The organism is Methylomonas koyamae (assembly GCF_001644025.1).
Taxonomy (GTDB): Bacteria; Pseudomonadota; Gammaproteobacteria; order Methylococcales; family Methylomonadaceae; genus Methylomonas; species Methylomonas koyamae_A.
Map to the genome: position 1 here is coordinate 1 of NZ_LUUK01000134.1, position 6420 is coordinate 6420.

The window sequence follows — 6420 nt, forward strand, 5'->3', positions numbered from 1 at the left end:
GCTTTGTCTTGGTTTTTGGTTGAGGTCGGCGCGGCAATCAGGCTGGCATCGACGAGGGTGCCGGCTTTTAGAAACAGCCCTCGCTCTCCCAAGGTTTGGTTGATCGCCTGAAAGATCTGCTCGGTGAGCCCGTGTGCTTCCAATAGGTGCCGGAACTGCAAAATCGTACTTTCATCTGGCACGCCTTCCAGGCGGACACCGCAAAAACGTCGCAGCGATTCAATCTCGTAGAGCGCATCTTCCATTCCAGGATCGGAATAGTTGTAGACAATCTGCGCCACATGCACGTGCAGCATCGCATTCAAGGGAAACGGCTTGCGCCCGCGTCCTTGACCAGACGCATAATGCGGTTCGATCACCGCCACCATCAGCGACCACGGCAATAAGCCTTCGAGCTGGTCGAGAAACTTCTCGCGCCGGGTGACTTTGCCTTTGTTAGCGTATTCGGCATCGGCAAAGCTGAGTTGTTGGGGCTGGTCCATGGGTGTCGTCTCTACCGCGATTTCGTTGAAATATTATACCGCTTGCTGTTTTGGGGAATTAATCAGAGGTTCCTTAAAGAGTTGCTATATGTCGCTCGGTATTGCTTTTTGTAGTCCTTAGGTTACTGGCATGAATACCTTGAAATATTTCCACATGATGCAAAACGGAAATACTCTCACCTTACAGGCCACACCCAATGAATATTCGAAAAGCCGTTGATCTACGGCGGAATCTGGTTTTCAAGCGATTGCCGATCAAATTATCGCTCGCCCCCGAAAAGGTCTCGAGGGTACGCTGCCCGCGAGCTGTCTACAGGGAATTATGCTATATCGGTCAACTTGTTTCGGACACCGAGATAGGTTTGCTTAGCAAAGTATAAAACCAGATTCCATCTAATCACTTGTTATTATTATAAAATAACGCAGGCAATTTCCACTATTTAACATAATCTATGTTATGCGAAGTCACACACATGTTGGTGCAATATAGTTATGTCCTATCCGGAGTCACTTAAACCACTGACAATTGGTTTTCCGCGCATGATCATGGTATTGCCCAAAATCACACGAATCCTTACGGTTACCCAATGTGTCCCATCTCAAAGCCTGTCCTTGAGCCTCGCCAACAGGTTCATGCGTTCATGCAGTACGCCCAAGATGACAGGCTTCCGGCTTTCTGGTGGGGACATGAAGAAAATATAGTGATGTTCACAGCGACAAACCCGGACATGGGGATACTTGGGGAAAAGCACCTTTGAGAATAGTCTCCCTTCCGCAATATCCACGAAGCGTTTGTTTAACAATTCCGCATAACGAAACGCTTGCTCACGCCCCCATGTGTCATCGGTATAGCGGGCGATAGCGGACAAATCCCGGATAGCCTCCGTCGTAAAATCAACGGTCACGCTCATGAATCTGTCTTGGCAAGGGTTTCCTCAAAGATTGAATGAACGGACGCACTGACAACTTCGCCACGTTCAGCGGCTTCAATGCGGGGCTTTAAGAACGCTTCCAGTTCCTGCATGGCTTTTTCTTCATCGGCGGTCAGCGGTAACAAACGCTGCATGGCATATTCCTTGATGCTTTTACCCTGCATGGCGGCCATTGCCTTAATGGTTTGATGCTGTTGATCGGTGATCTCTATCGTCAGGCGGCTCATGGTTTCATCCTTTTGGTGGCTTAAAATCACACTATTGCACAAAAATGTAAAAATGTTAATTTGTGTTTTTAGGCCCTGGTCGCTGCAAAGCCTGGTTCGAAAGTACCCGTTTGCCTAACTAACAAAGGCTTTCTAGACAACATGCAAACTCATATAATCAAAGGCTCCCCCTGCGTCAGAATAGTTGTCGCCTCAAATTTTTAGCCCCCTTTAAATTTGAGATAAAAAATGAATCCTTCCAAGAAGCAGTATTCTGCTGAGTTCAAAGAACAAGCCCTGGCGAAAGTCTACAGTCGTGGCAAGCGGACGATTCAAACCATTGCCGACGAATCAAACCTCAACATACATACCTTAAAGAACTGGATGAAAAGCACAGCAACCACCGATACGCCTAACGCCAACCCGGCCAAGCGTCCCCAAGATTGGCGCCCTGAAGAGCGCTTGTTGGCACTGCAAGAAAGTCATGGCTTGAGCGGTGACGCGCTGAATGCCTGGTGCCGGGAGCGCGGCCTATTTGCCCATCAACTCGCCCAGTGGCAAAGCGATTTTTGTTTGTAGCGCCGGGCGGGTTTTCGCAGCGAAGCGGAGAAAACCTGGTGCAACTGCTGCCGGCTTGTTCTTTCAAGCCGGATTATTGACAGGGCTATGGAAATATCTTTGCATGCGCCAAAGTCCGGAAGCGGAAGCGCCGCATTACGTGAATGTCGCCTATCGCGCCGCATTGATGTATGCCTTTTCCGCGCAGCTTCTGACTGTGTTTGCCGCGCTCAGCGCCTTTCCAGATTGGGTTAATACCGTCGCGGTGATACCGCCGCTGCTGTTTTTCGCCATTGCCATTATCCATTATCCATTATGTACAATTGGGGCTAACCACCCGCAGCAATAACGCCATGCGCGATTCGGCGGATAGAAACCAAGATTACCGGATATTGAATACTCTGGCCGTCGCTGAAATTGGCGGCTTTTCAGTGTAGCTGGCCGGATTTTTTAGCCGGCTATGGATGGGTTGAACACTAAACCTCAGACGTTCGGTACCAAGCAGACCAATTTACAATCCGGCTGCATGGCCACCACCAAGGTAGTCTGGCGATAGCTCAGGAGACCGCGTAGCGAATGACTAAAACGACGCTCGCCGCCTTCACGATGAAGCACGGTTTGTTGCTGCCAATAGTGCGCGAACGCTGGACTTCTCGTTAACAGCTGATCGACCAATCGTTGCAACTCGCCGTCGAGCGGCCGACGGTGATAATCGGCGCGAAACTCTGCCGCCAACCGCCGCGCACGGTCGGGCCAATCGACAATAAATTGTTGGGCTTTGGCATTGAGAAACACATAGTTCAACAAATTGCGCTCACTGGAATCAACGCCCAGCCAATCGACGAACAGTTCTGCGGCTTGACGATTCCAGGCGCGTGCCGTCCATACACGGTCAATTAAGTAGGCCGGTCCGTTAAAATGGTCAGGCAACGTCAATAGTTGCGGCAACCAATCCATCGGTACTTCCGCTGTTGTGTCCGGATCGTGCCGACCGGCCAAGTCAAATAGCGATGCACGTTCGGCAGGCGATAGACTCAGCGCTTGCGCCAAGCGATTTAAAGTTGTGACCGAGGCTTGTACCTCGCGCCCTTGTTCCAACCAAGTCAACCAGGTCACACTCACTCCGGCGGCATCCGCCAACTCTTCGCGGCGCCAACCCGGCGTACGCCGCCGCCCGATCGATTTAGCCGGTGTCGGTAAATGTTCCCGATGGCTGCGGATAAACGCGCCTAACAAACGGCGCGGATTGGAATCGGACATGGTGGCATTTATACCAGTATAAATGCTTATCTTGTACCAGTTAAAAAGCCGCCTGACAATAGCGCTGTCATTAAACAATCAGGAGTTGACGATGCACCGCTATCATTGGAACGCCGAGGACTATCTACAAAATTCCGCTGCCCAACAGCGGTGGGCTCGGGAATTAATTGCCAAGTTAAATTTGACCGGTACCGAAGCCGTACTGGATGTGGGCTGCGGCGATGGCAAAGTGACGGCCGAAATCGCCGCTCATTTACCGCATGGCCATGTCGTTGGCGTCGATAATTCGGAGGCAATGATCGCTTTGGCTAACCGCGAGTACCCAGCCAACCGTTATGCCAATCTGTTATTTCAGCAAATGGACGCACGGGAATTGAGGTTTAGCGACCAATTCGATGCGGTGTTTTCCAATGCCGTGCTGCATTGGATTGACGACCATAGACCGGTCATATCCGGCATGTATCGAAGTTTGAAACCGGGCGGCAGGATACTATTACAAATGGGTGCCCACAATGGCATGCCAGAGTTTATGGCCGCATTGGAACAAGTGCTTGCCTTACCGCAGTGGCGCAACTATTTTACTGACTTTTCATGTCCCTACGGATTCAAAGGCGTTAAAGATTATCAACGTTGGCTGCCGGCGGCTGGCTTTGCAATCAAACGGCTGGAGTTGATCGAAAAACATGCAATACATGCGAATGCGGAAGCGTTCATAGGCTGGATTCGGACAACTTGGTTGCCCTATACCGAACGAGTGCCGCAAACTAAGCGCGTTCAGCTGATTGAGGCAGTCGCAAATCAATATCTGGCATCAAACCCGGCGGATGCGAACGGTCAAGTATCTGTGTTGATGATTCGGCTGGAGGTAGAAGCCGAAAAATGGCGTCAACAGCGCTATTCTTTAGGCTGTAAGAATTCGGGTAATTTGTCGCTGCATATCGCGATTGGACTGTGTCCCTGACAAGTTAAGTTAATGCTGATCCCTAAGCTTTAAGAAGCTAATTCCCTCTAATAATATTTTTTCCCTTGAAAATCGCAGGCACCGGATTTCCGTAGCGATAGGAACTGCCAGACGCCAATGCAGCAGAATTCTTCGGCTAGACAATTCTCTCGTCAAGTTATTTTTGCTAGGCATCTTTTTCCCTTGTCGGTTCGGACTGTCCGGCATCGACTTTGGCCAGGATGAAATAGCGGCCGTCACGGTCTCTCGCGATTGCTGGTAAAGGCCCCTAACACCAAAAGTTGTGGGTCTTGCCGGCGCAACTTGGCGGTCAATCCCAAGCGTTGCGCGGCCAGCCTGCGCAAATGGTGGTAAGCCGAGCCCTCCCATGGCATCAGCCAATGCCGGCCGGAATTGACGGTGGGGCCGATATTCAACAGTTGATAGGCCAGATCGGCCACTTCGAAGCCTTGCTTGGCCATGTCCAGGATCAGTTGCCGGCGCCTTTCGACCGTGTAAAGTGGCGGCCTTGAGCCGTCTTCGGTCATGGCCTGTCTCCGATAGGCTAGTGGTGTGTGGTGCTAGGTTTCATCAGCGCGTCAGCAACTCGATGTACGGCTGGTAACTGTAGCAGCGGTTTTTTTTCTGCCCGGTAAATTCCACCACAATGCTCAACTCCTCCAGGACTTTGACCGCTGCCGTGGCGGTTGGGAAGGTGGTGTTGAGTTTCTGGCGCACCTGCTCAATGCTGAAGCGCGGCATCATCGGCAGCAGCTCAAACAAGCGATAGCTGGCCGGGCCAACTTTCGCCGCACCCAGTAGACGCCGTCGGTCCGCCGCGACCAGGATGGCAATCGCCACGATACTGCGCTCGGCGTCGGTGGCCGCCACTGCTACAGCTTCCAAAAAGAAAGACACCCAGCCTTCCCAATCGCCATCGGTGCGGATGGCCGACAAGCGCCGGTAATACTCGCTTTGGTGTTGTTTCAAGTAGCCGCTGAGATACATCAAGGGTTCGGGCAATAAGCCCCAATGCTCCATCAACGCCGCGATCAACAAGCGGCCAATCCGGCCGTTGCCATCCAGAAACGGGTGGATGGTCTCAAATTGGGCATGGACCAAGGCAATCTTCACCAACGGCGGCAAATCATCCAGCTGAGTGGCGTGAATGAAGCGTTCCACATCGGACAACAAATCAGCGACCCGTTCCGCCGGTGGTGGCACAAACGCCGCATTACCGGGCCGGGTACCGCCAATCCAGTTCTGCGACCGGCGCAACTCGCCAGGTTGTTTTCCCGTGCCTCTCGCCCCATCCAGCAGCAAGTGGTGAGCATTGCACAACAAGCGAACGCTGATCGGCAAGCCATCGGCTGCGCGTAAGTTATCCTGCACCAGACGGAAGGCGCGTAAATAGTTGGTCACTTCCTCCACATCGTCGGTGTTGCTAACGGCAAAGCCGGCTTCCTCATCGAATAAGTCGGTCAACGTCGCTTGCGTGCCCTCGATTTGCGAGGTCAGCAATGCCTCTTTGCGGATCGCGCTGTAAAGCAGCCAATCCACCGACGGCACTAGCCCGGACACCCCCGACAACCTTGCCAATGCCAACTCGGCGGCATGGTTGAGCGCGGCATAACTTTCGACGGCCAAAACCGGATCGCTAGGTGGCAATGGATGCGGGACAAATGCCCGCACGGGCTCGCCCAAAGTCGTGGAAGTGAAGTAATCGCCGGTGCTGCGCATGGTATGCAAATCTACTTCAATAGAAAGCCGCCATATTAAAGCATTCTTTAATAGTCGTCGCGAGTATCAAAGAAAACTTGAATAGGCGCAGGGGCGACATCTCAGACAGTCTCTATCATGGCCTCGGCTTCCGGCAGGCGGAGCTGGCCGGAAATTAGGCGGGGTAACAAGGTGTCGCGGAGAGTGGCAAGGGTTTGCCGGTCGATGGATGCACCGGCGTTTCGACTTCACGCTCGGTCTGGATCGAGGCGAACCATTTGCCCAGGTTAAAGGACACCGTGCCATTTTTCACAGCCCCCAAC

9 protein-coding genes are annotated in these 6420 nt (G+C 52.4%); 3 read left to right on the forward strand and 6 right to left on the reverse strand.

Annotated features, from left to right (window positions below; genetic code table 11):
- The 3 genes from A1355_RS09425 to A1355_RS09435 form a co-directional block, all read right to left on the reverse strand.
- The coding region (locus A1355_RS09425) for a transposase (protein ID WP_197471766.1) at positions 1-482 on the reverse strand (482 nt) is incomplete at its 3' end.
- A gap of 599 nt (positions 483-1081) precedes the next feature.
- A complete protein-coding gene (locus A1355_RS09430; RefSeq protein ID WP_064027336.1) occupies positions 1082-1393 on the reverse strand; it encodes a type II toxin-antitoxin system RelE/ParE family toxin in 312 nt (103 codons plus the stop codon).
- On the reverse strand, positions 1390-1641 hold the full coding sequence (locus A1355_RS09435; protein WP_064027352.1) for an antitoxin: 252 nt from the start codon (positions 1639-1641) through the stop codon (positions 1390-1392). The genes A1355_RS09430 and A1355_RS09435 overlap by 4 nt, the downstream gene beginning before the upstream one ends.
- A 228-nt stretch (positions 1642-1869) precedes the next feature.
- On the opposite strand from A1355_RS09435, the gene A1355_RS09440 reads away from it, so the two are divergent.
- Both A1355_RS09440 and A1355_RS25165 read left to right on the forward strand, forming a co-directional pair.
- Positions 1870-2199, forward strand: coding sequence for a transposase (locus A1355_RS09440; RefSeq protein WP_064027339.1), 330 nt, complete (start codon positions 1870-1872; stop codon positions 2197-2199).
- On the forward strand, positions 2156-2527 hold the full coding sequence (locus A1355_RS25165) for a hypothetical protein (RefSeq protein WP_157197824.1): 372 nt from the start codon (positions 2156-2158) through the stop codon (positions 2525-2527). The genes A1355_RS09440 and A1355_RS25165 overlap by 44 nt, the downstream gene beginning before the upstream one ends.
- 134 nt (positions 2528-2661) lie before the next feature.
- Here A1355_RS25165 and A1355_RS09450 read toward each other — a convergent pair whose 3' ends face one another.
- Entirely contained in the window at positions 2662-3438 is a 777-nt protein-coding gene (locus tag A1355_RS09450) for a helix-turn-helix domain-containing protein (RefSeq protein WP_064027344.1), read from the reverse strand.
- A gap of 22 nt (positions 3439-3460) precedes the next feature.
- Between A1355_RS09450 and A1355_RS09455 the strand changes: the two genes are divergently transcribed.
- The gene (locus tag A1355_RS09455) at positions 3461-4399 is read left to right on the forward strand and encodes a class I SAM-dependent methyltransferase (RefSeq protein WP_064027346.1); all 939 of its coding nucleotides are present in this window, start codon (positions 3461-3463) and stop codon (positions 4397-4399) included.
- Positions 4400-4635: 236 nt separating this feature from the next.
- On the opposite strand, the gene A1355_RS09460 is transcribed toward A1355_RS09455, so the two are convergent.
- Entirely contained in the window at positions 4636-4926 is a 291-nt protein-coding gene (locus A1355_RS09460; protein WP_064027348.1) for a hypothetical protein, read from the reverse strand.
- 43 nt (positions 4927-4969) lie between these two features.
- On the reverse strand, positions 4970-6070 hold the full coding sequence (locus A1355_RS09465) for a Fic family protein (protein ID WP_231883621.1): 1101 nt from the start codon (positions 6068-6070) through the stop codon (positions 4970-4972).
- Between the last annotated feature and the right edge of the window lie 350 nt (positions 6071-6420).

What these genes read in the sequence shown, in the direction of transcription:
- A1355_RS09430 (WP_064027336.1), bottom strand. Translation starts at nt 1,393, where the DNA reads ATGAGCGTGACCGTTGATTTTACGACGGAGGCTATCCGGGATTTGTCC.
- A1355_RS09435 (WP_064027352.1), bottom strand. Translation starts at nt 1,641, where the DNA reads ATGAGCCGCCTGACGATAGAGATCACCGATCAACAGCATCAAACCATT.
- A1355_RS09440 (WP_064027339.1), top strand. Translation starts at nt 1,870, where the DNA reads ATGAATCCTTCCAAGAAGCAGTATTCTGCTGAGTTCAAAGAACAAGCC.
- A1355_RS09450 (WP_064027344.1), bottom strand. Translation starts at nt 3,438, where the DNA reads ATGTCCGATTCCAATCCGCGCCGTTTGTTAGGCGCGTTTATCCGCAGC.
- A1355_RS09455 (WP_064027346.1), top strand. Translation starts at nt 3,461, where the DNA reads ATGCTTATCTTGTACCAGTTAAAAAGCCGCCTGACAATAGCGCTGTCA.
- A1355_RS09460 (WP_064027348.1), bottom strand. Translation starts at nt 4,926, where the DNA reads ATGACCGAAGACGGCTCAAGGCCGCCACTTTACACGGTCGAAAGGCGC.